The 24,762-nt window shown below is 67.4% G+C and carries 28 protein-coding genes and 1 pseudogene; 10 read left to right on the plus strand and 19 right to left on the minus strand.

Annotated features, from left to right (window positions below; genetic code table 11):
• Positions 1 to 38 precede the first annotated feature (38 nt).
• The gene (locus SK803_RS33160) at positions 39 to 473 is read right to left on the minus strand and encodes a MarR family winged helix-turn-helix transcriptional regulator (RefSeq protein WP_319970097.1); all 435 of its coding nucleotides are present in this window, start codon (positions 471 to 473) and stop codon (positions 39 to 41) included.
• Positions 474 to 477: 4 nt separating this feature from the next.
• Positions 478 to 1,095 (minus strand): DJ-1/PfpI family protein, encoded by a 618-nt coding sequence (locus tag SK803_RS33165; RefSeq protein WP_319970098.1) that lies wholly within the window; start codon positions 1,093 to 1,095, stop codon positions 478 to 480.
• A gap of 62 nt (positions 1,096 to 1,157) precedes the next feature.
• Here SK803_RS33165 and SK803_RS33170 point away from each other — a divergent pair, with 62 nt between their 5' ends.
• Positions 1,158 to 1,934, plus strand: a complete 777-nt coding sequence (locus tag SK803_RS33170; RefSeq protein ID WP_319970099.1) for an enoyl-CoA hydratase-related protein — start codon at positions 1,158 to 1,160, stop codon at positions 1,932 to 1,934.
• Here the strand turns inward: SK803_RS33170 and SK803_RS33175 are convergent, their stop codons facing one another.
• Genes SK803_RS33175 through SK803_RS33190 form a run of 4 tightly spaced genes read right to left on the minus strand, consistent with a single transcriptional unit; the run spans position 1,935 to position 3,307 of the window.
• On the minus strand, positions 1,935 to 2,351 hold the full coding sequence (locus SK803_RS33175) for a hypothetical protein (RefSeq protein WP_319970100.1): 417 nt from the start codon (positions 2,349 to 2,351) through the stop codon (positions 1,935 to 1,937).
• A gap of 43 nt (positions 2,352 to 2,394) precedes the next feature.
• A complete protein-coding gene (locus tag SK803_RS33180) occupies positions 2,395 to 2,658 on the minus strand; it encodes a barstar family protein (protein ID WP_319970101.1) in 264 nt (87 codons plus the stop codon).
• On the minus strand, positions 2,655 to 3,098 hold the full coding sequence (locus tag SK803_RS33185; RefSeq protein ID WP_319970102.1) for a ribonuclease domain-containing protein: 444 nt from the start codon (positions 3,096 to 3,098) through the stop codon (positions 2,655 to 2,657). Before SK803_RS33185 ends, SK803_RS33180 begins: the two co-directional genes overlap by 4 nt.
• Positions 3,095 to 3,307: a hypothetical protein gene (locus SK803_RS33190; protein ID WP_319970103.1), complete on the minus strand. Its 213-nt coding sequence runs from the start codon at positions 3,305 to 3,307 to the stop codon at positions 3,095 to 3,097. Before SK803_RS33190 ends, SK803_RS33185 begins: the two co-directional genes overlap by 4 nt.
• Before the next feature lie 70 nt (positions 3,308 to 3,377).
• Between SK803_RS33190 and SK803_RS33195 the strand changes: the two genes are divergently transcribed.
• Positions 3,378 to 4,346 carry a quinone oxidoreductase family protein gene (locus SK803_RS33195; RefSeq protein ID WP_319970105.1) on the plus strand — a complete coding sequence of 323 codons (969 nt, stop codon included), beginning with the start codon at positions 3,378 to 3,380 and terminating at the stop codon, positions 4,344 to 4,346.
• Between the two features lie 190 nt (positions 4,347 to 4,536).
• Positions 4,537 to 5,477: pseudogene (locus SK803_RS33200) on the plus strand (amino acid permease); the annotation flags it as partial.
• 275 nt (positions 5,478 to 5,752) lie between these two features.
• Here the strand turns inward: SK803_RS33200 and SK803_RS33205 are convergent.
• Genes SK803_RS33205 through SK803_RS33215 form a run of 3 tightly spaced genes read right to left on the minus strand, consistent with a single transcriptional unit; the run spans position 5,753 to position 9,862 of the window.
• Entirely contained in the window at positions 5,753 to 7,282 is a 1,530-nt protein-coding gene (locus SK803_RS33205; protein WP_319970106.1) for a DUF885 domain-containing protein, read from the minus strand.
• The gene (locus SK803_RS33210; RefSeq protein WP_319970108.1) at positions 7,282 to 8,805 is read right to left on the minus strand and encodes a DUF885 domain-containing protein; all 1,524 of its coding nucleotides are present in this window, start codon (positions 8,803 to 8,805) and stop codon (positions 7,282 to 7,284) included. The genes SK803_RS33205 and SK803_RS33210 overlap by 1 nt, the downstream gene beginning before the upstream one ends.
• A gap of 10 nt (positions 8,806 to 8,815) precedes the next feature.
• On the minus strand, positions 8,816 to 9,862 hold the full coding sequence (locus tag SK803_RS33215; protein WP_319970109.1) for an NAD(P)H-dependent flavin oxidoreductase: 1,047 nt from the start codon (positions 9,860 to 9,862) through the stop codon (positions 8,816 to 8,818).
• Positions 9,863 to 9,999: 137 nt separating this feature from the next.
• Here SK803_RS33215 and SK803_RS46615 point away from each other — a divergent pair, with 137 nt between their 5' ends.
• Genes SK803_RS46615 through SK803_RS46625 form a run of 3 tightly spaced genes read left to right on the plus strand, consistent with a single transcriptional unit; the run spans position 10,000 to position 11,856 of the window.
• Positions 10,000 to 10,779, plus strand: a complete 780-nt coding sequence (locus SK803_RS46615) for a hypothetical protein (RefSeq protein ID WP_406601619.1) — start codon at positions 10,000 to 10,002, stop codon at positions 10,777 to 10,779.
• A gap of 46 nt (positions 10,780 to 10,825) precedes the next feature.
• Positions 10,826 to 11,488, plus strand: coding sequence for an RNA-guided endonuclease InsQ/TnpB family protein (locus SK803_RS46620; RefSeq protein WP_406601620.1), 663 nt, complete (start codon positions 10,826 to 10,828; stop codon positions 11,486 to 11,488).
• The gene (locus SK803_RS46625; RefSeq protein WP_406601621.1) at positions 11,395 to 11,856 is read left to right on the plus strand and encodes an RNA-guided endonuclease TnpB family protein; all 462 of its coding nucleotides are present in this window, start codon (positions 11,395 to 11,397) and stop codon (positions 11,854 to 11,856) included. Before SK803_RS46620 ends, SK803_RS46625 begins: the two co-directional genes overlap by 94 nt.
• 69 nt (positions 11,857 to 11,925) lie before the next feature.
• On the opposite strand, the gene SK803_RS33225 is transcribed toward SK803_RS46625, so the two are convergent.
• Positions 11,926 to 13,389, minus strand: coding sequence for a chitinase (locus SK803_RS33225; RefSeq protein WP_319970110.1), 1,464 nt, complete (start codon positions 13,387 to 13,389; stop codon positions 11,926 to 11,928).
• 98 nt (positions 13,390 to 13,487) lie between these two features.
• Between SK803_RS33225 and SK803_RS33230 the strand changes: the two genes are divergently transcribed.
• Both SK803_RS33230 and SK803_RS33235 read left to right on the plus strand, forming a co-directional pair.
• Complete coding sequence (locus SK803_RS33230; protein ID WP_319970111.1) at positions 13,488 to 13,919, plus strand: HD domain-containing protein; 432 nt, start codon at positions 13,488 to 13,490, stop codon at positions 13,917 to 13,919.
• 73 nt (positions 13,920 to 13,992) lie between these two features.
• Positions 13,993 to 14,217: a hypothetical protein gene (locus SK803_RS33235; protein WP_319970112.1), complete on the plus strand. Its 225-nt coding sequence runs from the start codon at positions 13,993 to 13,995 to the stop codon at positions 14,215 to 14,217.
• 53 nt (positions 14,218 to 14,270) lie between these two features.
• Here the strand turns inward: SK803_RS33235 and SK803_RS33240 are convergent, their stop codons facing one another.
• Positions 14,271 to 14,882 carry a class I SAM-dependent methyltransferase gene (locus SK803_RS33240; protein WP_319970113.1) on the minus strand — a complete coding sequence of 204 codons (612 nt, stop codon included), beginning with the start codon at positions 14,880 to 14,882 and terminating at the stop codon, positions 14,271 to 14,273.
• 165 nt (positions 14,883 to 15,047) lie between these two features.
• Entirely contained in the window at positions 15,048 to 16,883 is a 1,836-nt protein-coding gene (gene lepA, locus SK803_RS33245; protein WP_319970114.1) for a translation elongation factor 4, read from the minus strand.
• Between the two features lie 89 nt (positions 16,884 to 16,972).
• On the opposite strand from lepA, the gene SK803_RS33250 reads away from it, so the two are divergent.
• A complete protein-coding gene (locus SK803_RS33250; RefSeq protein ID WP_319970131.1) occupies positions 16,973 to 17,395 on the plus strand; it encodes a type II toxin-antitoxin system PemK/MazF family toxin in 423 nt (140 codons plus the stop codon).
• On the opposite strand, the gene SK803_RS33255 is transcribed toward SK803_RS33250, so the two are convergent.
• The 7 genes from SK803_RS33255 to SK803_RS33285 form a co-directional block, all read right to left on the minus strand.
• Positions 17,380 to 17,556 (minus strand): DUF397 domain-containing protein, encoded by a 177-nt coding sequence (locus SK803_RS33255; protein WP_319970115.1) that lies wholly within the window; start codon positions 17,554 to 17,556, stop codon positions 17,380 to 17,382. The genes SK803_RS33250 and SK803_RS33255 overlap by 16 nt on opposite strands.
• Positions 17,531 to 18,376 (minus strand): helix-turn-helix domain-containing protein, encoded by an 846-nt coding sequence (locus tag SK803_RS33260; RefSeq protein WP_319970116.1) that lies wholly within the window; start codon positions 18,374 to 18,376, stop codon positions 17,531 to 17,533. Before SK803_RS33260 ends, SK803_RS33255 begins: the two co-directional genes overlap by 26 nt.
• Positions 18,377 to 18,438: 62 nt before the next feature.
• Positions 18,439 to 19,281 carry a transglutaminase family protein gene (locus SK803_RS33265; RefSeq protein ID WP_319970118.1) on the minus strand — a complete coding sequence of 281 codons (843 nt, stop codon included), beginning with the start codon at positions 19,279 to 19,281 and terminating at the stop codon, positions 18,439 to 18,441.
• Between the two features lie 2 nt (positions 19,282 to 19,283).
• Positions 19,284 to 20,231 (minus strand): alpha-E domain-containing protein, encoded by a 948-nt coding sequence (locus tag SK803_RS33270; RefSeq protein WP_319970119.1) that lies wholly within the window; start codon positions 20,229 to 20,231, stop codon positions 19,284 to 19,286.
• A gap of 11 nt (positions 20,232 to 20,242) precedes the next feature.
• Entirely contained in the window at positions 20,243 to 21,871 is a 1,629-nt protein-coding gene (locus tag SK803_RS33275; protein ID WP_319970120.1) for a circularly permuted type 2 ATP-grasp protein, read from the minus strand.
• A 218-nt stretch (positions 21,872 to 22,089) separates the two neighbouring features.
• Positions 22,090 to 22,869 carry an MBL fold metallo-hydrolase gene (locus tag SK803_RS33280; RefSeq protein ID WP_319970121.1) on the minus strand — a complete coding sequence of 260 codons (780 nt, stop codon included), beginning with the start codon at positions 22,867 to 22,869 and terminating at the stop codon, positions 22,090 to 22,092.
• Positions 22,866 to 23,675: an alpha/beta hydrolase gene (locus tag SK803_RS33285; RefSeq protein ID WP_319970123.1), complete on the minus strand. Its 810-nt coding sequence runs from the start codon at positions 23,673 to 23,675 to the stop codon at positions 22,866 to 22,868. The genes SK803_RS33280 and SK803_RS33285 overlap by 4 nt, the downstream gene beginning before the upstream one ends.
• 148 nt (positions 23,676 to 23,823) lie before the next feature.
• On the opposite strand from SK803_RS33285, the gene SK803_RS33290 reads away from it, so the two are divergent.
• On the plus strand, positions 23,824 to 24,762 hold a 939-nt coding region (locus SK803_RS33290), incomplete at its 3' end, for a helix-turn-helix domain-containing protein (RefSeq protein WP_319970124.1).

Below are 24,762 nucleotides of genomic sequence, written 5' to 3' on the forward strand. Positions count from 1 at the left end.
CGCGCTCCGTTCCGGGATGCCCAACCCCCTGCCGGGCATCAGGAAGTAGCCGCGACCAGCTTGGTCATGGTTTCGAGCGTCGTGCGCAGGTCTTCCAGCGAGACCTGCGCACTGACGCGATTCGCCCACTCGTGCTGCGCGTCCCGCAGCCGTTCGATCGCCGCGAAACCCTCCGCGGTGGGCTGGACCAGCTTCGCGCGGGCGTGCGCCGGGTTCGGCAGGTACTCCGCCAAACCCTTGTCCACCAACAGGTCCGCGATCCGCTGCACCGACTGCCGCGCCAGTCCCATCTCGCGGGCGATGCCAGAGACCGACAACGGCTCGCGCAGCACCGCGCCGAGCACCTGCCACCACGCCGCGGTCAGGCCGACCGGCTTCGTCATCACCTCGGCCGCGTCGAGAAACGCTCCGTACAAACGGAAAGTCCTCATCACGACGTCGGTCAGCACGTCGCCTGATTCGGTCCTGGACACTGATTCAGTCCTGGACACTCGCCACCAGCTTCCCGAACGCCTCGACCGTGTCGTCGCGGTTGAACTCGTACCAGGCCTGCAAAGTCTGCGGCGACAGCGCCTCCAGCTCGGCCAGCACCTCGCGCGCCCACTCCAGCGCACTCGCGCCACCGGCCGTGATCACACCCTGATCCCGCACGACGCGCTCGTCGCGGTACAGCGCCGCGCCACCGTAAGAACCAAGCCCCTCAAGGAAGTTCGACGTGTGCGCGACGTCGTCCAGCAGCCCTTCGGCCGCCAGCGCGACCGTCGCACCGCAGATCGCCGCGACCGGCTTGCCCGCCTCGCGGAACCGCCGGGCGAGCTTCCCGAACGCGGCCAGCGAACCGCTCTCCCACCCGTCGCCGCCGGGCAGCACCAGCATCGCCGCGTCGTCGAGCGAGACGTCGTCGAGAGCGATGTCCGGCAGCATCCGCACACCGCCGAGCGTGCGGATCGGGTCGGTGGTGAGACCGACCGTCCTGATCTCGTACCGCCCCGGCCGGGCCTGGAACTGCTGCATGTTCACCTGCGCGGCCACGTGGCCGTACTCCCAGTCCGCGAGCGTGTCGGCGAGCACCAGGTACACCGTCTGCGTTGTCATGACAGTAGACTGTCACATTCGACAGCATGCTGTCAACCTTGCCCTTGGCTAAGGTCAGCCGCATGGCAGACGAGCTGGTCCACTACGAGGTGCAGCGTGGCATCGCGACGATCACGCTGGACTCTCCCCACAACCGCAACGCGCTGTCCGCACAGCTGCGCCGGGAGCTCCGCGACCACCTGACCGCGGCCGCGAAGGACGACCAGGTGCGCGTGGTCGTGCTGACCCACACGGGCTCCGTGTTCTGCTCCGGCATGGACCTCAAGGAGGCCGCCGGCGCGAGCGCGGGAGACCAGGGCGTCAACGAGTTCCCCGCGATCCTCGAACAGCTCTGGACCAGCCCGAAACCGGTCGTCGCCGCGCTCAGGGGACCGGCCCGCGCGGGTGGCGTCGGCATCGTCGCGGCCTGCGACATCTCCATCGCCGCGAACGAGGCCACGTTCGCGTTCAGCGAGGTCAGGATCGGCGTCGTGCCCGCGGTCATCTCGGTGACCGTGCTGCCGCGCCTGCTCCCCCGCCAGGCCCACGAGCTGTTCCTCACCGGCGAGGCCTTCAACGCCCAGCGCGCGGTCGAGATCGGCCTGCTCAACTCGGCCGTTCCGGTCGACGGCGTCGACGCGGAGGTCCGCCGCTACACAGACATGCTCGCGCTCGGCGCACCGAACGCCCTCGCCGCCACCAAGAAGATGCTCCAGCAGGAGCGGTCCACGAACCTCGGCGAGGTTTTCGCGGACATGCTGAAGCTCTCAGCGCGGCACTTCGGCGGTCCGGAGGGCCAGGAGGGCATCACGGCGTTCAAGGAGAAGCGCAAGCCCTCCTGGGTTCCTGCCGAAGACTGATCAGAACCAACCTGTGCACTCGATCACGCCCTGAGACGAACCGCAGGCGCGCATCACCTTGCCGTCGTTCTTGAACGCCTCGGTGTACTTCGCGCTGCCCGAGTCGATCCGCGTGTAGCCGAGGAACCCCTCGTGCTGGTTGGCCGAGGGGTCCTTGCGGTCCGTCCAGATCTCCTCGCCGGGCGTCCCGTAGGAGATGCGGCCCCAGGCGCATTTGGACGTGTTCGACGCGCGCAGCTCGACGACGCGGCCGTTCTGCATGGTCACCGGGTTGTCGCCGTCGATTGTCTCGAACGGCGTGAAGGGCCCCTCCTGCGAACAGTCGGGGTCACCGGCGAACGAGGCCGCCGGACAAAGCACACCAACAACTGCAACGACGCCGAGCGCACAGCTCAAGCGGCGGAAATGCGTTCCCATAGGTCCGCACTGTCCACTCCGGACAGCAAGAGCGCAGCCCCAGTCACCGATCCGTGCGAATCACGCGCAGTTTTCGGTCACCTGATTCAGCGGTTCGTTTCGCAGCGTCACGCAGTACTTCCGAAACGGAGGAGTCCAGGTTCGCGGGCACGACCAGCACGTACTCGCCCTCTGGCAGCCACGAGAGATCGCTCAGACTGTCGTACAACGCGTCCAGGTTCTGCCCGAACCAGTCCGGAAAGTCCAAGGCCTTCGCAATGGCCGCGATGGCAGCGTTCTTTTCCGAAACGAGAATGTGCCGTTTCATTTGCTCACGTCCACGACGACGAACGTCGAATAATGGTCGCCGGTGTAGAAGACTTCCTTTTCCGACCCGGTCACGAGCCGGCGCGCACCGCGGTCCGGGCTACCGGGCGTCGGCACGGTGTACTCCTTGTAGTACCCGGACTTCTGCTGCGGCAGCCGCTTCTCGCGGTTCTCGAACGTCACGCCGTCGTTGCGCGGGTACGGGAACGGGCCCTTGGCCTCGATCAGCTTCCACGTCTTCGCGGCCTCGGCGGGCAGCTTCGACAGCGCCTGCACGTCCAGCTTCGACGACGCGCCGGGCACGGCCAGCTGCGAGGCCGACGGCGAAATGCTCGTGGGCGGCGTCTCGGGGCCGGCGACGTTGTCCTTGACGAACCACCCGACCACGACCAGCGCGATCAGGCCGACCAGTGCGACGGTCAGGCGACGACCAGGGCTCACGCGTTGACCTTCTCCGACTCGTTCTCGTTCTCGAGCTCAGGCGCCGACGCGGGGTTCTTCGCCCGCCAGTCGACGACCCGGTCGATGAGACGCGCCACGCCGAGACAGGCGGGCAGCACGACGATCATCACGACGGGGAACTGCACGGCGACGGGCAGCTGCACGACCCACAGCTCGACCCCGTCCCACCACTGCACCAGCCAATCCACCCGGCCGACTCTAGTCTCGTGACCGGTGTCACGGCATTTGGCCACGGCCAGGCTGGGTATGTTGCGAACCATGTTCGCCGTTTACGCAGCAGAACCCAGTCCTGAGAACCCGCTGGCCTCGCTTCGCGTCGGCGAGCGCCCCGACCCCGAGGTCCCGAACGGGTGGGTGCGCGTCGCGGTCAAGGCGGCCAGCCTCAACATGCACGACCTGTGGACGTTGCGCGGGGTCGGCATCAAGCCGGAGCAGTTCCCGATGATCCTGGGCTGCGACGGCGCCGGCACCCTCGACGACGGCACCGAGGTGGTGCTGCACTCCGTCATCGGCGACCCGAACTGGTCCGGTGAGGAGACGCTCGACCCGAAGCGCACGCTGCTCACCGAGAAGCACCAGGGCACCTTCGCCGACTACGTGGTCGTGCCGGCCCGCAACGCGCTGCCCAAGCCCGCCGGTCTGTCGTTCGCCGAGGCCGCCTGCATGGGCACAGCGTGGCTGACCGCGTACCGGATGCTGTTCGTGAAGTCCGGCCTGCGCCCCGGCCAGACGATGCTGGTGCAGGGCGCGTCCGGTGGTGTGTCGACCGCGCTCATCCAGCTCGGCCGCGCCGCCGGTTTCCGCGTGTGGGTCACCGGCCGCACCGAGGAGAAGCGCGCGCTGGCCACCACCCTCGGCGCCCACGACGTGTTCGAGTCCGGCGCCCGGCTGCCCGAACGGGTCGACGCGGTGTTCGAGACCGTCGGCAAGGCCACCTGGTCGCACTCGATGAAGGCGCTCAAGCCCGGCGGCATCGTGGTGATCTCCGGCGCGACGTCCGGTGACGCGTCGGCGGCCGAGCTCCAGCGACTGTTCTTCCTGCAGCTGCGCGTGGTCGGTTCGACCATGGGCACCCGCGAGGAGCTGGGCGACCTCATCCGGTTCTGCGCGCTCAACGACCTCAAGCCGCAGATCGGCGCCGAGCTGAAGTTCGAGGACGCCGAGCAGGGCCTCAAGGCGATGCTGGACGGCGACACGGCCGGCAAGATCGTCTTCACCAGGCCGTGAACAGCCCGATGAGCCAAAATTCGGCTCTCTGATTGGTGGGTTCGGACAAACCGCGTGACAGTTGGCGCGGGCAGTGTGGTGGCCGCCAGCCTTTGCCCCGTCTTCGGTGTTCAGACGGGTGCATCGCGGTGAAGGTTGGCGGCCACCACACCCGGTTCGCCCGGACCCACTCATCGAGGGAGCTGACGGCATGACTACGCAGGGCGTCTTCCGGCGCAAGCCCATCGACCAGATCGCGGAGGACAAGGGCGACGGGCTCACCAGAACGCTGGGCCTGTGGCAACTGACCGCGATCGGCGTCGGCGGCATCATCGGCGCGGGCATCTTCTCGCTCGCCGGGGCCGTCGCGAACAAGACGGCGGGCCCGGCCGTGCTGATCTCGTTCCTGGTCGCGGGTGTCGCGAGCGCGGCGGCAGCATTCTCGTACGCCGAGTCGCCGGCCTGATCCCCAAGGCGGGCAGCGCCTACACCTACGGCTACGCCGTGCTTGGTGAGATCGTCGGCTGGTTCATCGGCTGGGACCTCCTGCTCGAGTACACGGCGATCGTGGCGGTGGTCGCGATCGGCATCTCGGGCTACTTCACCGAACTGCTGAGCCTGCTCAACATCCAGCTACCGCAATGGATGCTGGGCGCGCCGGGCACAGAAGGCGAAGGTGTCGCCGCGGGTTCGTACAAGGTGAACCTGTTCGCGGTCGTCCTCTGCCTGCTGATCGCCTACGTGCTGAACCTGGGCATGAAGAACGCGGCGCGGTTCGAAACCACGTCGGTGTACCTGAAGGTCGCCGTGGTGCTGCTCGTGATCGGCGTCGGTGTCTTCCACATCGACACCGACAACTACAACCCGTTCTTCCCGTTCGGACTGACGGGCGCTTTCGCCGGTGCCGCAACGGTCTTCTTCGCGGTGTTCGGCTACGACGCGATGAGCACGGCGGCCGAGGAGTCGAAGGACTCCCAGAAGCACATGCCCAAGGCGATCATGTACTCGCTGGCGATCTCGATGGTCCTGTACGTGCTGGCCTGCCTCGTGCTCACCGGCATGGTCAACTACAAGAACGTCGACGCGGAGAGCGCGTTCGCCACGGCGTTCGCGGACGTCGGCCTCCACTGGCTGGGCATCGCCTCCGCGGTCATCGCCGGGTTCGTCTCGAGGGCGAAAGATCGTCGTGTATGCTCGGTCAGCCGGTTCGGGGCGAAAACCAAGCTACGGACCGGTCTACCGCCGGGCTGGCGGGACGTGAAGTCTGTGGAGCTTGTGTAAGACCGATGGTCGGCACTCCGACCCTCGCCGTGAAAGCGGGTCGGCAACGGGCGGTGAAGCAGAAAACTCAACCCGTGAGGGGCGAATCTCCCCGCTTCAGCTGGGGAGAGAAGCCAACTACTTCGCCTACTCGAAGCGCAACTCCGTCATGGAGAAGCAGCGGTCCAAGCAGTGACCTGCTGATCGAGCACGGACAGCGGAACCGGTCCGAGCCCGATCACGAGGTCGTGGAACGCCCTGACGTCGAAGCGGTCGCCCAGCCGGGCGGCCGCTTCGCTGCGCACGCGCTGGATTTCGAGGCGTCCCACCATGTACGCCAACGCCTGACCGGGCGTCTCGATGTACCTGTCGATCTCGGAGTTGATCTCGGGTTCGGTCATGACGGTGTTCTCGCGCAGGTAGTCGACGGCCTGCTGCCGCGACCAGCCGAACGCGTGCAGACCCGTGTCGACCACCAGCCGTCCGGCGCGCATCGCGTCGAGGCTCAGCATGCCGAAGCGTTGCTCGTCCGACGAGTACAAGCCCATCTCGTCGGCCAGGCGTTCGGTGTAGAGGCCCCAGCCCTCCAGGTAGGCCTCGATGAACGCGAACCGGCGCATGTTGGGCATGTCGGTCTCGGCGGCGACCGTCAGCTGGTAGTGGTGGCCCGGTACGGCCTCGTGGAACGCCGTCACCTCGGACAGCGTGCGGCTGCGTTCGGTGGCGCCCAACGGGTTCAGCCAGTAGGTGCCCGGACTGCTGCCGTTCAGCGGCGCGGGCTGGTAGAACGCGATGGCGGCGGTCTGCCGTTCCGCCTCGTCGACGGGACGCACCTGGCACCCGACCCTGGGCATGCGGCCGAACCAGTTCGGTGCCTCGGCCTCTGCCCGCCTGATCGCCTCGACCGCGTGCGCCACCATCTCGTCCTCGTTGGCCCACAACAGTTCCGTGCGCAGCCGGTGGAAGATCTCCGGCACGTCGGTGGTGCCCCACACCCGTGATCCGATCTCCGCGTACTCCTGGCGCAGCCCGGCGATCAGGTCGAGGCCGAGCTGGTGCAGTTCGGTGGGGGTGTACGAGGTGGTCGTGTAGTTGCGGACCAGCTTCGCGTAGTTCGCCTCACCCTCGGGCAACCAGCAGATGCCCGGCTGGTCGTCGGGGCGGCCGTCGGTCGACGCCAGCACGTCGCGGTACCCGGCGACGGCGGTGCGGATCTCGGCGGAGAAGTCGCCCTCCCACTCCTGCGCGGGCGAGGCTAGGAACCTGTCCAGCCGTGCCGTGGCGGTCTGGACGTGCCTGCGCATCGGCCTGCGGTCGGACTCGCGGACGCGGTCGGCGGCCTGCCCGACGTACCTCGCGATCTTGTCGCGCCGCTGCGACACGTCCAGCTGCGACGCGACCATGAGCAGGCCGGTCACCGGCGCGCTCAGCCCCGTCGCGACGGTGTGCTCGACCAGCCGGGCGTCGATCCGCGCCGCGATCGACTCGCCCTGGTGCTTGATCACCGCGACGGTGACGGGGTCCTCGTCGCTCGTCCCGGCCCGGCGCAGGATGTCGCCGATCCTGGCCCGCAGCGCCTGTTCGCCCTCGACGCTCAGGTCCTCGAGCTTGTCGTCCCAGCCCTCCAGCCCGTACATCGTGGCCATGAACGGCGACCAGTCCATGGACGCCTGGAACATCTCATCCGCGAGCGACATCAGGCCCTCTCCGACCACGTGGTGACAAGTTCTCCGAGCGTGGACAACGGCACCGCGCCGTTCTCCAGCACCAGGTCGTGGAACGCCTTGACGTCGAACCGCGAGCCCGTCCTGGCCTCGGCGTCCGCGCGCACCCGCTGGATCTCCAGGCGCCCCACCATGTACGCGAGCGCCTGACCGGGCGTCTCGATGTACCTGTCGATCTCGGAGTTGATCTCCGGCTCGGTCATGACGGTGTTCTCGCGCAGGTAGTCGACGGCCTGCTGCCGCGACCAGCCGAACGCGTGCAGGCCCGTGTCGACCACCAGCCGTCCGGCGCGCATCGCGTCGAGCCCGAGCATGCCCAGCCGTGCCTCGTCCGACGAGTACAGGCCCATCTCGTCGGCCAGGCGTTCGGTGTAGAGGCCCCAGCCCTCCAGGTAAGCCTCGATGAACGCGAACTTGCGCAGGTTCGACAGGTCGGTCCCGGCGGCCACCGTCAGCTGCAGGTGGTGGCCGGGCACCGCCTCGTGGAACGCCACCACCTCGGACAGCGTGCGGCTGCGTTCGGTGGCGCCCAACGGGTTCAGCCAGTAGACGCCGGGACGGGAACCGTCGAGCGCGGCGTCCATGTAGTAGGCGAGCGGGGCGGTCTCCCGGTCGTTCTCCGGTACGAGCCGCACCTCGCAGCGCGCTTCCGGCAGGCGGCCGAACCACTTCGGAGCCTCCCGCTCGGCCCGCGCGACAGCCTCCACCGCGCTGGTGAGCATGTCGTTCTCGTTGGCCCACAACAGATCCGTGCGCAACCGGCGGAAGATCTCCGGCACGTCGGAAGTCCCCCACACCCGTGAGCCGATCTCCGCGTACTCCTCGCGCAGCCCGGCGATCAGGTCCAGGCCCAGCCGGTGCAGTTCGGCCGGGGTGTACGAGGTGGTCGTGTAGTCGCGGACCAGCTTCGCGTAGTTCGCCTCACCCTCGGGCAACCAGCACAGACCGGCCTGCTCGTCGACGCGGCCCGGCAGCTCCAGCAGCACCTCGCGGAACCGGGCGAACGCCGGTCGCAGGTCCGCGTCGCCCTCCCACTCCTGCTTCGGGGAGGCGAGAAAACGTTCGACGTGGGCAGCGCCGCTCTCGGCGTGCCGGCGCAACGGCCTGCGGTCGGTGTTCCGCAGCCGTTCGGCCGCCTGCTCCAGGAACCGCGGCACCAGGTGCCGTCGCTGCGAGAAGTCCACCTGCGGGGCCATTTCCAGCAGGTTTCGCACCGGTGCGCCCAGGCCGGGCGAGACCGTGTGCTCGACCAGCCTGGCGTCGATCTCGGTGATGATCGATTCGGCCTGGTGCCTGATCACGGCACGCGCGACCGGGTCCTCGCCGCTCTCGTCGACGCGCCCCAGGATGTCCACGAGCCTCGCGCGCAGGCCCTGGTGCCCGTCGACGCTGTGGTCTTCGAGCCGGTCGTCCCAGCCGGGCACACCGACGAGCGAGGCGAACACGGGGTTCCAGTCCATCATCACCTGGAACGTCTCATCCGAGAGCGAGGTCACGCTCTCCTTCTTAGCCGCGCTTGAAGCGCTCCGCCAAGGTGTTGACCACTTCCGTGACCTCGTTGTGGAGCCTTCGCACGATGTCAGCGGCCGGTTCGGCGGTCGCGAGCGGGTACGTGGTGCCGGCCCAGAGCGACATGACCTCCAGCTCACCGGTGGCGCGCACGGGCCTGGTGAGGTGGTGCACGTTCGGGTACGCGGCGGGCGCGTGCGGGCTGTGCTCGATCAGGAACCGGTTCACCAGCCCCCGCGCGGGCCGTCCGCTGAACGCCCGCGTGAGCGCCGTCCTGCGCGCCCCTTCCGCCAGCGCTTCCCGCTGCGCCGCAGCGGTTCCGGCCTCGGGACACCCGAGGAACGCCGTGCCGAGCTGCGCCGCGACCGCCCCCGCCGCCAGCACCGCGGCCACGTCCGCCCCGCTGGTGAGCCCACCGGTCGCGATCACCGGCAGGTCGACGGTGCTGCGCACGAGCGCCAGCGCGGCCAGCGTCCCGTACAGCTCGCCACCGCCGGGCGAGATGCCGTCGTCGGTGAACGTGCCGCGATGTCCCCCGGCGTCCGCACCCTGCACGCACAGCACGTCCGCGCCGATCTGCTGGGCCTGCCGCGCCTCGCTCGGCGTGGTGACCGTCACGACGATCGTGGCGCCGGTCGCCTTGAGCCGCTGCACGTCGTCCACGTCGGGCAGCCCGAACGTGAACGACACCACCGGAACCCGCAGCGCCAGCACCAGTTCGAGCTTCGCCGCGTAGTTGTCGTCGTCCCAGCGCGGGTCGCCAGGCACCGCGCCGATCTTCGCCGCACAGGCCTTCACGCGATCCACGTAGGACGAGATGTCCGCCGTGGAACGGGTGCCGGGCACGAACAGGTTGACCCCGAACGGCTTGCTGGTGAGCTGGCTCGTCTGGGTGATCTTCTCAGCGAGCTGCTCGACGGTGGCGTAGCCGGCTGCCAGGAACCCGAACCCGCCCGCGTCGCTCACCGCGGCGACCAGTTCTGGGGTGGAGGCGCCGCCTGCCATGGGCGCGGCGATCACGGGCACGGCCAGCGTGTGGAACATGAGCACAACCTAGTTGGACCTGGCGGTGGATGCCCGGTGAAGTGCCTGTGTCCTTGATGACGCAACGGCATTCGGGCGAATTCAGCGTGAACAGCTCCGTTCACCTCGCGTCCACGCGGATAGGCCAAGGTGTGCGGGTGAAGCGTCGCGTGTACATCGTGGTCCTCGCCGGACTGCGCCCCGAAGAGGTCGGCGAGGCTCTGACCCCCAACCTCCTGGCCCTGCGAATCGATGGCACGTACTTCCCGCAAGCGCGGTCGGCGCCGGCCGCGGAGACGATCCCCGATCACGCCAGGATGCTGGCGCCCGTCCTGGACCGCCTGCCGGAGCAGGGTTTCCGCACGTGCTCGGTGCTGCCGGACACCAAGCACCCGGCGGACGCGTTCACCTCGCACGCGCTGCACACCATGATCGAGCAGACCGACCCGGACCTCGTGCTCGTGGCCTTCGGCGACGGCGACCCGCCCCTGGGCATCGTCCGTTCGCTGGCCGTGCGAACCTCGGACGAGCAGGTGGGCAAACTCGTCCGGCACCTGAAGGCGACCGGCCGCTGGGAACGCTCCGTGCTGGTGGTCGTAGCCGGCGGGTCATCGCCGTCGACCGGGGCGTCGTTGCAGCGCCACATCGACGCGGATTCGTTGCTGAGGGGCAAAGTCGTCGTGGCGAGCGACCAGCTCCACTGGACCGGACCGCCGTCCGACAAAGCGGTGGCGCTGAGGCACCTGGAGTCCGTGGTCAGCAGGGTGTGCCGTCCCGCGACGGCACCGGTACCGCTGCTCGTCGCGGGAGGCGATCCCGTGGCAGGGCGCGGAGTTTCCGCCGCGCCCGTGTCCACTGTGGATGTGGCCCCGACGGTGGGGAGGCTGTTCGGCCTCCCCGAACCGCCGGGTGGTTACGCCGGCCGGGCCTTCATCTGAGTCGAATGCAAGGGCGCTGAGGTGTGATCCATGGGGAAGCGCGCTGGTGAAGCGGGCGTTCAAGTACCGTTTCTGCCCAACCGACGCGCAAGCGGCAGAGCTGGTGCGCACGTTCGGGTGTGTGCGTCTGGTCTACAACAAGGCGTTGGAAGCCCGTGCTGACGCGTGGGGACGCGAGCAGCGACGCGTGACCTACAACGACACCTCGGCCATGTTCACCGTCTGGAAGAAGTCTGATGAACTGGCGTTCCTGAGTGAGGTTTCCAGCGTCCCGCTGCAGCAGGCGTTGCGCCACCTGCAGAATGCGTTCAGAAACTTTCTCGCCAACCGTGCGCGCCATCCGCGCTTCAAGTCGCGCAAGAAGTCTCGCGCGTCAGACAGCGCCGGACGCTGGTTCGTGTCGATCCTGGTCGAGACCAATGTGGATCACCACGCACCTGCTGACGCCGCAGTAGGCATTGACGCGGGCGTGACGGCGTTGGTGACGCTGTCGACAGGGGAGAAGATCACCAACCCGCGACACGAACAGCGGGACCGCCAGCGGCTGGCCAGAGCGATGCGCACCCTTGCCCGCAAAGGAGGGGATCTGCCAACCGGGACAAGGCGCGCCGCACGGTGGCACGTGTACATGCCCGCATCGCCGACCGGCGACGCGATTTCCTGCACAAGCTCAGCACTCGACTCGTCCGTGAGAATCAAACGATCGTGATCGAGGATCTGAACGTTTCCGGCATGCTCCGCCACCGATGGCTGGCACGTGCCATCTCGGACGCATCGTGGTCGGACCTGCGTCGCATGCTGGAGTACAAAGCAGCCTGGTACGGCCGCGACATCATCGCGACGAACCGGTGGTTCCCATCGACCAAGACGTGCTCGGCCTGCGGGTTCCGGGTCGACGTGATGCCGCTGGGCACCCAGGAGTGGACGTGCCGGTGTGGCGCGGTCCACGACCGGGATCTGAATGCGGCGAAGAACATTCTGGCCGCCGGGCTGGCGGTCATGGCCTGTGGAGACGAGGTAAGACCAACCCGGCACCGACTGGCGAGGCATTCGTCGCAATCCCCTTTCCCAGGGTGAGGAAGCAGGAACTGTCGGACGCGAGCCCGACGGTCCTCCCCCGCCGTGCAGGCGGGGGAGGAAAGCCAACTAGGGCAGGGAGTCCAGATGAGGGGCGACCGTGTTGGCGAACTGCCAGTTGTTCGAGGCGTCCCAGTTGATCGACCACGTCATGGCGCCCCGGATGGACGGCCACGTCGTGCTCGGCTTGAACGTCCCGCAGCTGGTGCCGCGGGCGAGGCAGCTGAGCGCGTTGTTGACGTTGGACGGCGACTGGTAGCCGCCACCGGCACCCGAAGGTGACGCGGGCAGGCCGAGGCCGACCTGGTCGGGCCGCAGGCCGCTCTGGAGCTGGATGCATGCGAGCGCGGTCAGGAAGTTGACCGTTCCCTGGCTGTAGACCTGCTGGTCGCAGCCGAGCATCGAGCCGGAGTTGTAGTACTGCATGTTGACGATGGTCAGGATGTCCTTCACGGCCAGCGCCAGCTTGAAGTACTCGGAACCGGTGTTCTGCATGTCGATCGTCTGCGGCGCCATGGTGATGACGGTGCCGCCGCCGGCGTGGATGCTGCGCAGCGCCTGGCCCATGTAGGTGGCGTTGACGCCGTTCTCCAGGTCGATGTCGACGCCGTTGAAGCCGTAGTTGGTGATCAGGCTCCGCACGCTGTTGGCGAAGTTGGTCGCCGCCGTGGAGTTGCCGACGCTGATGGTGCCCTTCTCACCACCGACGGAGATGATCACCTTCTGGCCGCGGTTCTGCAGGGTCCGGACGTCGGCCTTGAACTGCGCGTCGGTGTAACCGCCGAGCTGGCTGCTCAGTCCGGAGTCGAGGTTGAACGCGACCTGTCCCTGCACGGCCGTCGCGTCGGCGAACGACACCGCCACGATGTCGTAGGTGGTGGGAACGTCCGACAGCCTGAGTGCGCGCGCACCGTTGTAGAAGTTCTGCCAGTAGCCCGTCAGCACGTGCTTGGGCAGACCGGTGTTAGGCGGGTTGCTGGTCGTGGTGGTGGTCGTGGTCGTCGTCGTGGTGGTGGAGGTCGTCGTGCTCGTGGTCGTCGGCGGCGTGCCGGGGCCGTCGAGGTTGACGTCGTCCGCGAAGTACGCGGGCTGGCCGTACCACCCGTGCAGGTAGATCGTCACGCTGGTGGCGCTGCCGCTGTTGAAGTCGACTGTGAGCTGCGTGAAGCTGCTCGCGCCCGGCGTCCACGTGCTCTTCTCCACGCCGCCGGTGACACCGAGGTAGACGTAGCTGCCCTGCACCCAGGCGGACAGCTTGTAGGCCGTGTTCGGTTGCACCGTCACGGTTTGCTGGCAACGCGCGTTGCTCTGCCCGGCAGGCGCACCCTGCAGCGCGTAACTCCCGGTGCGCTTGGTGCTCGTGGTGGCGCTGGTGCCCTCGGTGCAGGTCCAGCCGCTCAGGTTGCCGGCCTCGAAGCCGCTGTTGGCCGCGAGGTTCGCGGCCACGGCGCTGCCGTTGATCACCAACACCAGACCGGCGCAGGCGAACAGCGCGGACAGCAGCGCTATAGCTGTTCGTCTGGTCTTGGACATGGTCCACCTCCACACATCATGCGGCGGCCATGTTGTGAGTGGACTAAAAATGGACTAGACCACTGCCCCAGGTCAAGACCTGGTTTAGCTTGATGTGCGTGTTCACCCTCGAAGACGCCATCGCGCTCGCCACTTCCGCCCACGACGGCCAGTTCGACAAGTCGGGTCGGCCGTACATCAGACATCCGTTGCGGGTCATGGCATCCGTGACAGGCGACCACGCCCAGATGGCCGCCGTCCTGCACGACGTCATCGAGGACACCCCAGTAACCGCCGACGACCTCACGGCCCGTGGGTGCCCAACGGCCGTTGTCGACGCGGTCGTCGCCCTGTCGCACCTGCCGGACGAGCCCCAGGACGTCTACCTGCGCCGCGTCGCCGCGAACCCGTTGGCACTCTCCGTGAAGCGCGCCGACATCGCCGACAACCTCTCGCCGGCCCGCATGGCCCGCCTCGACGCCGCGGTGCAGGAGCGCCTGCAGGCCAAGTACGCGAACGCCCTGAGGTTGCTCGCGGAGTTCGTGAGCTAACTAACCTCTTCATCGGTACAGGTCGCTTGAGCTGGGTGTATTATCGAACCGTAACCAAGATTGGAAGGACACGATGACCCGCCACGACCTGTCCGTTAAGTCCCTGCGTTCGAGCCTGGCCACCCGCCGTGCGGCTCGGATCTCACGCCGGAGCCTGGAGCGGCAGTTGGCCAGCTACACCACCGAGAGCGACCGGCTCGAGCTGGACGCCATCCTCTCCCGCCACACCGGCGAGGAGACGAACGAACTCCGTTCGATCATCAACCGCCAGGCGATGGACCGCTTGATCCGCGCCTGACGAACAACTCCTGGGCCACCCCGGCAACGTTGCCGCGGGTGGCCTTCGCGTTTCTAGAGCAGCCGCTTGACGGTCAGGACGTTGTCCTTGCGCGTCTCCTCCTGACCGTCCGGCCCCACCAGCGGCCGCTCGACGATCTCGTCCGTGACGACGATCCAGTTGTCCGTCAGCTTGAGGTGGTCGAGCACGTCCTTGGTCGTCGGGAAGCAGTAGTCCTGGTGCTCGGACCACGACGGCGCCCCGGCGTGCCCGCCGATGATCAGGTACCCGCCCGGCGCCACCGCCCGCGAAGCCCTCTTCAGGATGCTGTTCCGCTCCCCGTCCTCTTCCACGGGCGAATGCAGGAACTGGGCGCTGACCAGGTCGTACTCCCCCTCGGGGAACGTGGCCTTGAGGTCGTGCCGCTCCACCGAGATCTCCACGCCGGCGTCGAACGCGTGCTGGAGCGCCCGGTCCAGCGCGACCTGCGACACGTCGACACCGAGAACGCGCCAGCCGCGCTTCGCCAGCCAGACGGCGTCGCCACCCTCGGCGCACCCGATGTCCAGCGCGCTGCCGGGCGTGAGGCGCTCGGCCTCCCGCACCAGCAACGGGTTCGGCCTGCCGGACCAGACCTGGTCCCGCTCCGAGTAGAAGGTCTCCCAGAACTCCTGTGCGGTCGTCATGACTCAAAGATGCTGCGGACCGTGCGAAATCGGCAAACTACGTTGCTGATTCAGCAAAGCCGGGGCCGCCAGCAGAACCTGTGATCTCACCCACCCCTCCCCCGGAGGGCAACCAAACAAAAAGCCGGACCCGACAAGCAGGTCCGGCTCAAAACCTCAAAAGTCCTACTTCTTGCCCTTCGGCTCATCGGTGGACAGCGCGGCGACGAAGGCCTCCTGCGGCACCTCCACCCGCCCCACCATCTTCATCCGCTTCTTGCCTTCCTTCTGCTTCTCGAGCAGCTTGCGCTTACGGGTGATGTCACCGCCGTAGCACTTGGCGAGAACGTCCTTGCGGATCGCGCGGATCGTCTCGCGGGCGATCACGCGAGCACCGATCGCCGCCTGGATCGGCACCTCGAACTGCTGCCTGGGGATGAGCTCACGCAGACGAGTCGCCATGCGCGTGCCGTACGCGTAGGCGTAGTCCTTGTGCACGATCGCGCTGAACGCGTCGACGGTCTCGCCCTGCAGCAGGATGTCGACCTTGACGAGCTCCGCGTCCTGCTCGCCGGACTCTTCGTAGTCCAGCGACGCGTAACCGCGGGTGCGGGACTTCAGCGAGTCGAAGAAGTCGAAGATGATCTCACCGAGCGGCATCGTGTAGCGCAGCTCGACGCGGTCCTCCGACAGGTAGTCCATGCCGCCGAGCTGGCCGCGCTTGGACTGGCAGAGCTCCATGATCGCGCCGATGTAGTCCGACGGGGCGATGATGGTGCACTTGGTGATCGGCTCGTAGACCTCGGCGCGCTTGCCCTCCGGCCAGTCGGACGGGTTCGTCACCACGTGCTCGGTGCCGTCCTCCATCACGACGCGGTACACGACGTTCGGGGCGGTGGAGATGAGGTCGAGACCGTACTCGCGCTCCAGGCGGTCGCGGGTGATCTCCAGGTGCAACAGGCCGAGGAAGCCGCAGCGGAAGCCGAAGCCCAGCGCCGCGGACGTCTCCGGCTCGTAGGTGAGCGCGGCGTCGTTGAGCTGGAGCTTGTCCAGCGCCTCACGCAGCTCCGGGTAGTCCGAGCCGTCGACCGGGTACAGGCCGGAGTAGACCATCGGACGCGGCTCGCGGTAGCCGGCCAGCGGCTGCGTGGCGCCCTTGCGCTCCGACGTGACGGTGTCGCCGACCTTGGACTGGCGCACGTCCTTCACGCCGGTGATCAGGTAGCCCACCTCGCCGACGCCGAGGCCCTGCGACGGCTTGGGCTCCGGGGAGACGATGCCGACCTCGAGGATCTCGTGGGTGGCACCGGTCGACATCATCTTGATGCGCTCGCGCGGCGTGATCTTGCCGTCGACGACGCGGATGTAGGTGACGACGCCGCGGTAGGTGTCGTAGACCGAGTCGAAGATCATCGCGCGGGCCGGGGCGTCCGAGGCGCCGACCGGGGCCGGAACCTTCCGCACGACCTCGTCGAGCAGCGCTTCGACGCCGAAACCGGTCTTCGCCGAGACGCGCAGCACCTCTTCGGGCTCGCAACCGACGATGTGCGAGATCTCCTTGGCGTACTTGTCCGGGTCCGCGGCGGGCAGGTCGATCTTGTTCAGCACCGGGATGATGGTGAGGTCGTTCTCCATCGCCAGGTACAGGTTCGCGAGCGTCTGCGCCTCGATGCCCTGCGCGGCGTCGACCAGCAGCACGGCGCCCTCACAGGCCTCCAGCGCGCGGGACACCTCGTAGGTGAAGTCGACGTGACCAGGCGTGTCGATCATGTGCAGGACGACGTCCTGCCCGTCGAGCTGCCACGGCAGGCGCACGTTCTGCGCCTTGATGGTGATGCCGCGCTCGCGCTCGATGTCCATGCGGTCGAGGTACTGAGCTCGCATCGCCCGCGCGTCGACCACGCCGGTGAGCTGCAGCATCCGGTCGGCCAGGGTGGACTTGCCATGGTCGATGTGCGCGATGATGCAGAAGTTCCGGATGAGCTCCGGCGGCGTGAAGGTCGTGTCGGCGAACGTGGTCAAGGCAGTCCTCAACAAAAAATCGGACGGGTGTCCCCTTATGGTCCCATAGTGGCCGACGTGCTCTGCACCACTAGGGTGCGTCCGTGCTGATGAACGGTGAGGACCCCCGCCCCGCGAAGGGCGCGGTCCGCGAAATCCACGACGCCGCCAACGCCGCGAAACTCGAGTACGAGCCCTCGATGGACGGCGACGCGGACCCCGGCGAGGTCGTCTGGGCCTGGGTGCCCTTCGAAGAGGACGCGAACCGCGGCAAGGACCGCCCGCTGCTGGTCGTGGGCCGCGCCAAGGGCGAACTGGTCGCCCTGATGCTCTCCTCGAAGGAGCCGCGCGACGACTTCATGCAACTGGGCGCGGGCGCCTGGGACCGCGAGGGCCGCCCCTCCTACCTCCGCCTCGACCGCGTCTTCGCGCTCGACTCGGACGACGACATCCGGCGTGAGGGCGCCGTGCTGGCACCCGCCGCCTTCGGCCAGGTCGTGGACGTCCTACGCGATCGTCACGGCTGGCGCTGAACGAACGCACGCCACGCGGGTGCGCTGACCATCAGCGTGCCCGCGTCGGCGTTCTTGGAGTCACGGATCAGTACGTCCTGGGCGAACGAAACCTCGACGCACTCAGCGCCGTCGGTAGCACCGCTGTAGCTGCTCTTACGCCAAGCGCGGACCTCGGCCATCGAATTCCTCTCGCGGTGGGCTGATGTACTCCTCCAGCTTCCTCCGCGATTGTCCCGCATCCAACGCCACTTCATCCAGGTGATCGAAGAGCAGCCTGGTCCGCGCGATAGCTCCAGGATCCTGCACGAACACCTGCGCGAGATTGGTTTCGCTGAACGCCACCGGCTTCGACTTCTCGAACTCCCACAGCACGCAGCCGTACGCGGGAACCACCACGTCAAGCGGCACGATCCGGATGACGTGAGTGTCGAACGACAGCCGGCGGTACTGGGCCTCCATCGTTCGGGCATCGCCCACGCGCTGTTGCAGCGCTATCTCATGGACGTAGAACAAGCAATCCGGCCGATCGTGGCGTCGCAGGATCGCCTGGCGATCCGCGCGGAACCGCAGGTTGGCCGCGATTCGTTCCTCGGACATGAACCCACCGAGCCGATAGAACGCGTCGGTGTACTCCGTTGTCTGCACCAACCCCGGCACCGCCTGCGTGCTGTAGCTGGTGATCGTCGTCGCCGTCGACTCAGCCATCGCGACTGTGCGCAGATTGTCCGGTACCTGCACCACGTACTCGTCGAAGGCGTTCTGGTACCGCTGGCGGAAGTCCTCGAAGAAGTCGATGTCCTTGCCGCACATCGATATGTACTGCACGAGATCGATCTCGCTGGCCCGCACCTTGCCTCGCTCGACGTTCGACACCTTGCTCGGATCCCAGCCGAGCTGCACGGCAAACGCGGCGGCCTTGAACTCCGTGCAGGACTCCCGCAGCCGACGCAGCTCGTCACCCAGAACCCTGCTGCACACAGTCGATGTGATCACAGTCATACATCGACGGTAGGGCTTGCCCCTGGGGCACGAAGCCGCTCATTCGGGTGAAACGGTGCGGTCTATGCAAGTCGCGTGATGTCTACAGTGACCTCCAACGCCGTTGCGGCCCCTCCCGAATAGATGCCCTTCAACGGCGCAACATCCGCATAGTCGCGCCCAAGTGCCACCCACACGTGCCGTGGACCGACCGGCATCGCGTTCGTGGGGTCGTACCCCCACCACCCGCCAGTCCACGCCTCGATCCACGCGTGCGACTCGCCGCGCACTGTCTCTCGCAGCGCGCCATCTTCCTTCGTGTGCAGGTATCCAGACACATAGCGAGCCGGAATCCCCATACCGCGCAACAACACCAACGTCAGGTGCGCGAAGTCCTGACACACGCCCTTGCGTTCCCGCCACGCGTCAACAGCCGAACTGTGCACACCGGTAGACCCCGGCTGGTACTTCAACTGCTCCCACACCCACTGCGACGCGGCCAGCACCGCATCCGACGGCGTCTGCCCCTTTTTCAACTCCCGTGCCACCGCGAGCAACTCACGGTTGCGCGGCGTGTACCGCGTGGGCTCCAAGAACTCCGTGTACCGGTCCACCAGGTTGTCCGCGCGCACGTCACTCCACGAACCAGTGGTGACAGGTTCGATCTCCGCGCTCGTCTCGACCACCGACGACGCGACGACCTTCAGTTCCTTGTGCGGCGCGTGCAGGTCGAAGGACGTGACCTCGGTGCCCCAGTAGTCCGTGTAGCGATAAGCACGCGTAGCCGGTGTGGTCTCAACGCGCGAGACGACGACGTTCTGCCGCCTGTCCCCACGCGGAGTCAGCCGTGCCTCGTTGTACGACTGCACAACCGGTGCCTCGTACCGATAACCCGTCGTGTGCACGACACGCACTCGCCAGCTCATGGTCAGCCCACCTCGGTGTTCGTCCAGGCAACCCACGGAGACACGTGGAAGTACTGCTGCGACACGGCTTCACCAACATCGCGAACCGTCTTCTGCAACGCCGCAAGCCGCTTCGGCAGGTCGTCCAGCAAGTCGTGCGGCTTGAGGAACTCCAACTCACTCCGCGCCTTGCCCAACAACCTCAGCGCCTCAGCCCGCGCCCCAACCCGCACCGACGGCTGGTTCTCCAACTGCTCCAAACAAGCCTCGGCCTGCCTGAGCGCGTGGAACACCGAACGTGGGAACAGCCTGTCCAACAACAAGAACTGCACAACGCGCGACGCGTCCAACGCGCCCCGGTACGTCCGCAAGTACGTGTCATGCGCGCCGGCCGACCGCAACACCGTGACCCACCCCGGCGACGACGCACGGTCGCCAACGCGTGCCAACAACAACCGCACGATCATGTCCACACGCTCAACGGACCGCCCGAGCACCAGGTACCGCCACCCGTCGTCGCGCGACATCGTGGAGTCGGCCAGCCCAGCGAACATCGCCGCGCGTTCCTCAACGAACGAGAAGAATGCGTGCGGACCCATCGTGCGCGCGTAGGTCTGCCGTTCAGCGACGGCGTTCCACATCGCGTTCAGGCACTCCCACATTTCGGTCGACACGACCTCACGGGCACCACGCGTGTTCTCCCGCGCGCTGTTCACCGACGCCACGATCGAACTGGGGTTGTCCTTGTTGTAGGCGACCAGCTCGGTCAGCGACCACACGTCGAACTGATCCGCGCCCTCCGGCGGCGTGATCCCGAGAACGGTCAGCAACTGCCGCGACGTGGCGTCCGGGTCCACCGTCGCGTCCTCCAGCAGCTGGTGGACCGAGACGTCGAGGATGCGCGCCGTGTCGTCCGCCCGTTCGACGTAGCGGCCGATCCAGTACAGCGACTCCGCATTGCGTGCCAGCATTTCGCGCCTCCCTACTGCTGCTGTTGCTGTTGCTGTGAAGTGGTCAGCTCCGGCCCCTGCTCGGCGGCCGTCGACTTCATCTTGGTCGCGCCGGCCAACCCCGGTTCCGCGAGCTCACGCTCCACAGTGGACGACTTCGGCGCGAGCACCCAGGTGTCCTTGGAACCGCCGCCCTGCGACGAGTTCACGATGAGGCTGCCCTCCGGCAACGCCACCCGAGTGAGCCCGCCGGGCAACACGAAGATGAAGTTGCCGTCGTTCACCGCGAACGGCCGAAGGTCAACGTGCCGCGGCGCCAGCTTGTCGCCGATCTTCGTCGGCACCGTCGACAACTGCACCACGGGCTGCGCGATCCACCCGCGCGGGTTGTTCCGAATCCGCTTCCGCAACGAGTTCAGCTCCCGAACCGTCGCATCCGGCCCGAACACGATCCCGTACCCGCCAGACCCCTCAACAGGCTTCACCACGAGCTCGTCGAGGCGGTCCAGCACGTGCCCCCGCTCGTCCGGCAACCAACACCTGAACGTGTCCACGTTGGGCAGCAACGGCTTCTCACCGAGGTAGTACTGCACGATCTCCGGCATGTACGTGTAAACGAGCTTGTCGTCCGCCACCCCGTTGCCCACAGCGTTGGCCACGACGACATTGCCCGCCCGAGCCGAGTTCAACAGCCCGGCGATGCCCAGCACCGAGTCCGGCCGGAAGTGCACAGGATCCAGGAAGTCGTCGTCGATGCGCCGATAGATGACATCAACCTGGCGCTCCCCCTCAGTCGTGCGGAGGTACACAAAGTTGTCGCGACAGAACAGGTCCCGCCCCTCAACCAGCTCCACACCCATCTGCCGCGCCAACAGCGAGTGCTCGAAGTACGCACTGTTGGCCAACCCAGGCGTCAGCACTACAACGTTCGGGTCCGCAGCATTGGGCGCAGCCGCGTTCCGGAGCGCACGTAGTAGGTGAACCGCATAGTCGCCTACAGCCCGCACGCGATGCCGCGCGAACAGGTCCGGGAACACCCGAGCCATCGTCCGCCGGTTCTCCATGACGTACGAGACGCCGGACGGGCACCGCAGATTGTCCTCAAGAACCCGGAACGTCCCCTGCTCGTCCCGCACCAGGTCCACACCCGAAACGTGAAGGCGCACCCCGTTCGGCGGGTTGATGAGCGCGGCCTCTCGATGGAAGTGCTCGCAGCTCGTAATGAGACGCCGCGGCAACACTCCATCCCGGACGATCTGAGCGTCCCCGTAGATGTCCGCGAGGAACATCTCCATCGCCCGGACCCGCTGAACGATGCCCTTTTCGAGCTTCGACCACTCACTGGCGGTGATGATGCGCGGAATCAGGTCGAGCGGAAACGGCCGTTCCTGCCCACTCAGCGAGAACGTGATCCCTTGGTCGACAAAGGCCCGCCCCAACGCCTCAGAGCGCGCGTTCAGCTCGTTGACCTGCGACGGAGCCACCGACTCGTACAGCGCGCGGTAAGCACTCCGCACCCCGTTGTCAGTGGAGAACATCTCGTCGTAGGCGCCGGCATGCGGGCGCTCGGGATTGAGATAGCCGTTGAACAGCTCACCGAGCCTCGGCGTGGTGACCGTGCGGCTGCGGCGCAGTCCTGAGGTGCGGGCTCGGCGTTCCATGGTCCACATCTTCACCCTGTTCAGGGCAATTCCGCACTAGTCCGACCGGACAGAAACCTGCCGGAAACGAAACCCGCCCCTTTCCCGACCTCCCAGGCGTGACCTCAGCCGACGTGCCGCTCATGGAACTCGAACACACCGCTGTGAGCACCCGGACGACCCGAGTCCTGGTTGGACGTTCCCGCGCAAGCGGTTGCGAGGTTGGCGAACCAGCTGTTCTAGAGAGCTGTTCCGACGCCCAGCGGCAGCCAGCGAACGAGCCCGCGGACATCAGGCGCGGCGGCGAAGACCGGTTCGACGGAGGTGCGGCCCTGGTGGAAGTGCTGCCAGCCCTCGTAGTGGACGGGGATGACGGTGCGCGGCCGCAGGTGCCGGCACAGTTCGACGGCGTCGGCGGCGGTCATCGTGTAGCGCAGCGGCCCGGTGATCGGGAAGCGGACACCACCGAGGTGCAGCAGGGCCAGGTCGACCTCGACGCGCCCGGCGACCTCGCGAACGCCGTCGTACAGCACCGTGTCGCCGGAGATCCACAGCGCGCCGTGGTCCTGGCCGTCCCAGTGCAGCGCGAAGCCGATGACGTCGCCGGTGATGGAACGGGACAGGGGCGGGCCGTGCCGGCACGGTGTCGCGGTGATCTCGATCGACGGCCGCCCCGGTGCGTCGAGGCGGGTGGTGGCCCACGGGGTGAGGCCGCGGGCGTTGCCGAGCCGCCGGGCGCCGGTGGCGGTGGTGACGACCGTGCCGGCGGTGGGCAGCAGGGCGCGGCCGGCGTCGTCGAGGTTGTCTGCGTGGTGGTCGTGGGTGAGCAGCACGGCGTCGATCGGGTCCAGGGCGCCGGCCGCGATCGCGGGGCCGGTCAGCTTTCGCGACGACGTGCCCCAGCCGAAGGCGTACCTCCGGCCGGGGGCGTCGAACGTCGGGTCGGTGAGCAGACGCCATCCGTGGACCTCGATCAGCACCGTAGGTCCGCCGATGTGCGTGATGCGGACGTCCTTCACGCGCTGGTCGAGGCTTGCCAGCCGGCGTGTTCGACGGCCCAGGCCAGGACGTCGTCGGCGACCTGTTCCCAGCCCTCCTGCGCGGGCAGCAGGTGGGCCTTGCCTTCGTATTCCTTGATCTCGGTGACGGTGTCCGACTTGTAGTGCTTGGCGTTCGAACGCTGCACCGACGGCGGCATGATGTGGTCCTCGCTGCCGGACACGAACAGCAGCGGGGCGCGCTTGTCGTTGTGGTAGTCGACGTGGATGTCCTGCGGGCCGGGGATGAAGTTGGCCAGCACACCGCCCCACAGGATCCGCCCGGACGCCGGCACGTGATAGCGCTGGTAGAGCGCCAGCGACTCCTCCTCCGTGAAGGTGTTGGTGAACGCGTAGCGCCACTGTTCCGGGGTCAGGCCGACCGCCTTGTGCCGGTTGGCAGGGTTCTTCAGCACCGGCAACGTCGACCTGATCTGGGACAACGGGGTGACGAGCACGCCTTCTGTCGGCGCGGAGTTGAGCGCCACGCCCGCCGCACCGAAGCCGTGGTCGAGCAGGACCTGGGTGAACGCACCGCCCGCGGAGTGGCCGATGATGATCGGCGGTTCGTCGAGCTGTCTGATGACGGACTCGAGGTGCTCGATGATCGCAGGCGCGGTGACCGCCTCGATCGGCGACGGGTCGGCGTTGAGCGCTTCGACCTCCACCTCGAAACCGGGGTAGGCGGGGGCGACGACGTGGTAACCGGCACTCTGGTAGCGGTCGATCCACTGCTCCCAGCTGCGCGGAGTCACCCAGAAACCGTGGACCAGGACGATGGTCTTCATGTTGCGGCCCTTCCGAAGTCGACGAATGCGAGCTGTCCGCGCCAGGACGGTCAGAGCCTAAGATCAAGCCTGCGCGCCAAATCGGTTCACAGCGCCGTGCCGTCGGCTCACAACGCCAACACCAGCCGGGGTGACAGGGGGACGTCGCATGGCCGTTTTGCTCGACACCGCGACGCTCGCGCCGCGCGATCGGCGGGACGTGCTGATCACCACGATGTGCGAGGCCGCCGGGGTGACGCGGGTGGACGTGGAGGACGACGAGCCGGTGCGGGCCAGGGTGGACCTCTGGACGTTCGGTTCCGCGTCGATCCTGCGCGCGGAGTCGACCGGCTTCGCCAACGTCCGCACCGCGAAGGCCGCCCGCTCGACGTCGGGCGAGCACATCGCCATCGGTGTGCACGAGAGCGGTGTGGCCCGATACCAGGTGGGAACGACCCTCCAGATGGTGCCCGCCGGGGAGATCCTGGTGGTGGACGTCAGTCAGCCGTTCACCTTCGGATGGCGTGGTTTCGGTGCGGCACAATCGCTCAACACGTGGACTGAAGACCTGGCACTACCGGTCGACCTCGTGCGGCGCGCCGGGCCACGACTGAGATCGAGCCCGCTGTACGGGCTGTTCAGCCGCCACGTGCTGGACATCACCAGGAACGCGGACCGACTCAGCGACGGCCCGGCGGCCGACATGCTGGGTGCCGCGAGCATCGAGCTCGCCCGCGCTCTCATCGCGACGGCCGTCGAGGACGTGGCCGGCACCCGTGACATCGTCGAGCAGACCCTGATCGTGCAGATCCGCGCCTACGTGCGCCAGCACCTGCGCGATCCGGACCTCGGCCCCGGCACCATCGCCGCGGCGCTCGCCATCTCGCCCCGTCACCTGCACCGCGTCTGCGCCAACGCCGGCCTGCGCCTGGAGCAGTGGATCATCACGTGCAGGCTGGACCAGGCGAAGGCCGAACTGGTCCATCCCGGTTCCCGGCACCGTTCCATCGGCACGATCTCCCGGCGCTGGGGTTTCAAGGACCAGACCCACTTCACCCGGCGGTTCCGAGTCGCGTTCGGCATGCTCCCCAGCGAGTGGCGGCGAACG

Source organism: Lentzea miocenica, assembly GCF_033949945.1.
GTDB classification, from domain to species: Bacteria; Actinomycetota; Actinomycetes; order Mycobacteriales; family Pseudonocardiaceae; genus Lentzea; species Lentzea miocenica.